Annotated in this window: 3 protein-coding genes; 1 reads left to right on the forward strand and 2 read right to left on the reverse strand. The window is 55.2% G+C overall.

Annotation, left to right across the window (positions count from 1 at the left end; translation table 11 throughout):
* Positions 1-309 precede the first annotated feature (309 nt).
* Positions 310-1,485: an alpha/beta hydrolase gene (locus tag ACXJ5O_RS24485; protein ID WP_457302177.1), complete on the forward strand. Its 1,176-nt coding sequence runs from the start codon at positions 310-312 to the stop codon at positions 1,483-1,485.
* 6 nt (positions 1,486-1,491) lie between these two features.
* Here the strand turns inward: ACXJ5O_RS24485 and ACXJ5O_RS24490 are convergent, their stop codons facing one another.
* Together ACXJ5O_RS24490 and ACXJ5O_RS24495 are read right to left on the reverse strand one after the other, a co-directional pair.
* On the reverse strand, positions 1,492-1,971 hold the full coding sequence (locus ACXJ5O_RS24490; protein ID WP_224513711.1) for a MaoC family dehydratase: 480 nt from the start codon (positions 1,969-1,971) through the stop codon (positions 1,492-1,494).
* Positions 1,972-2,049: 78 nt separating this feature from the next.
* The coding region (locus ACXJ5O_RS24495) for an Hsp70 family protein (protein ID WP_457302178.1) at positions 2,050-2,427 on the reverse strand (378 nt) is incomplete at its 5' end.

Below are 2,427 nucleotides of genomic sequence, written 5' to 3' on the forward strand. Positions count from 1 at the left end.
ATCTCTCCCCTTGCGGGAGAGAAAGCGATTTCAGCATCTTAGCCCTTGCTAAGTGCTAGAAATCGCAAGTGAGGGGATCTGTGCCAGCATGAAAACTTATCCCCGATCTTGGATTTTCTAAGGGTTAGCTGCGCTAACACCAAGAAAATCCTTTCTCCCCCGCAAGGGGGGAGATAAGGCAGTACAAACCGTAGCGATTATATGCTAGTGGCGCTCAACTTTGGACGGCCACCACAATTGCGCCGCCGTTCGCCCCAATGAGATGCCCGGTGGCTGCAGTTACGCGGTCTCTTCGCATAGAGAATCGTGATGGCTGTTAGAAAGCGTCTGGTTATCAATTTTACCGGTTATGAAGGGTTGCATCCTGACAAGGTGCGCGGCCGGTATTTAAACAGCTCTGCTGATTTCAGCCGGCTCTGGCACGCGGAGACGAAGACCGGACCGATGCTGGCCGAGGGGCCGAACATCGCTTCGATGCATATCGAAACCACCGGCGCAAACTGGCAGACCGAAACGGAATTCTGCCAATATGGTAGCGCCGATATTTTCGACGACTACGCTGCGAGAAACGTGGCAACGCGCTTTGCCACGGGGCTCATGGCATTCCTCGATATCATCTTGAGTGGTACGTTCTTTCGCTACCTTTGGACGAGTTGGCGGTTTTGCATCTTTTTCCTATGGCCGTTTGCTTTCGCCTGCTTCATTACGCTGGTGACAATCTGCCTTGGCCTGTTGCCACTGTTTGGTGGATTCAACGCACTACATCTGATCTGGACAATACCCCTGGCATTGCTGTTCGGCCGGCTGCTGGTCCGTTGGCCAGGCGACAAGGTGTTCTTCTCCTATTTGTTAGATGATTGGACCGCCGCATCCGACCGTATTCACCACCGCAATCCGAGACTGTTGCAACGCAGACGCGAGTTTGCGGAGCATCTCGTGCGTAAATTGCAAACGAGTGATGCCGATGAGGTTGTGATCGTTGCGCATAGCCTTGGGACGGTTCCTGCCGTGGAGGCCATAGCCGATGTCTGGCGCAGCAACCCGCAACTTCTAAAACAAAAGCCCGTGTCGCTGCTGGCCGCGGGCTCATGCCTGCTGATGATCGCCTTTCACCCGCGGGCGACGAGCTTGCGCGAAGACACAAGGGTCGTTCTCCAGGAAACGCCGGTGCTTTGGGCCGAGTTTCAGACCATCACCGATATCATTCATTTCTATAAGTCGGATCCCGCAGCTGCCCTTGGAATAACCCCGCTCGACCAGCCGATCATCCGCCAAGTCCGTTTCAAGAATATTCACAGTGCTACACGCTATGCACGTGCGAAGGCCAATTTCTTCAAAATGCACCTGTTGTTTCTGAAGGGCGCGCAAATCCGYAATCCTTACGATATGGGGATGTTCGTGCAGGGCCCGTTCGAATTCAGGGAGCTTGTGACGACCTATCGGGAAAGTGGTGCGCCGCTTGATGCAGCCGGCGGCCTTATTTGAACCTGTTCAGTCCATTTCCGGCGGGTGTTCCAGAACCGCGATAGTCAGCCAATTGGCCACGAGAGCAGGTTTGAGGGAGTTTTCGATCTCGAGCGTTACTTCATAATTGTTGAGAACACGGCCCGAAGGGCGGATATCGGCATCCACGAGCTTGAAGCGGGCACGTACGCGCTTGCCGGATTTTACCGGCGCCATGAAGCGCACTTTGTCGAAACCGTAGTTGATGCCCATGGTCGCGCCTTCAATCATCGGGAGCGCCTCATAGGCCAATGTCGACAGTAGCGAGATCGTCAGAAAGCCATGGGCGATAGTGCCGCCAAAGGGCGTTTCCGCGGCGCGTTCCGGATCGGTGTGAATGAACTGATGATCATCGGTTGCGTCAGCGAACAGATTGATCATCTCCTGGCTGACGACGCGCCACTCCGAGCAGCCGATCTCAGTTCCGATGGCCGCCGTCAGTTGCTTGAGCGTAACCGCTTCTTTCATAATCCCGTTTCCACACTTATTCTCGAAACTGTTCGATAGACCCTTGCGACCGTATTGTCATCCCTCAAGAATTTGAGACTAAGCGGTCCACTGCTTGATGTCGTCGCGCTCGCCGATCAGCGCAAGGCCGTGAGCAATCGACAGAAGTTCGCCGCCGCTCTCGATTCGATCGTGGTCGAACCGCTCGGTAAAAATGCGGCGGACCGCCGGAACGAAGGATGTACCTCCGGTCAGGAATATCTTGTCGATATGGGCAGGAGAGGTCTTCGTCTTTTCGAGCACATCATCAAGCGCGCCTTCGATACGTGCCAGATCGCTGGCGATCCAGCCTTCGAAGTCGGAGCGGCGGATAGTCTTGTGGCCGCCGCGCCCGAGAGGTGCAAAGTCGAACGCCGCTTCGTCTGCCGATGAAAGCGCTATCTTGGTGGCAGACACGGCCTGATAGAGCGGATACCC

This window comes from Phyllobacterium sp. P5_D12, assembly GCF_054049495.1.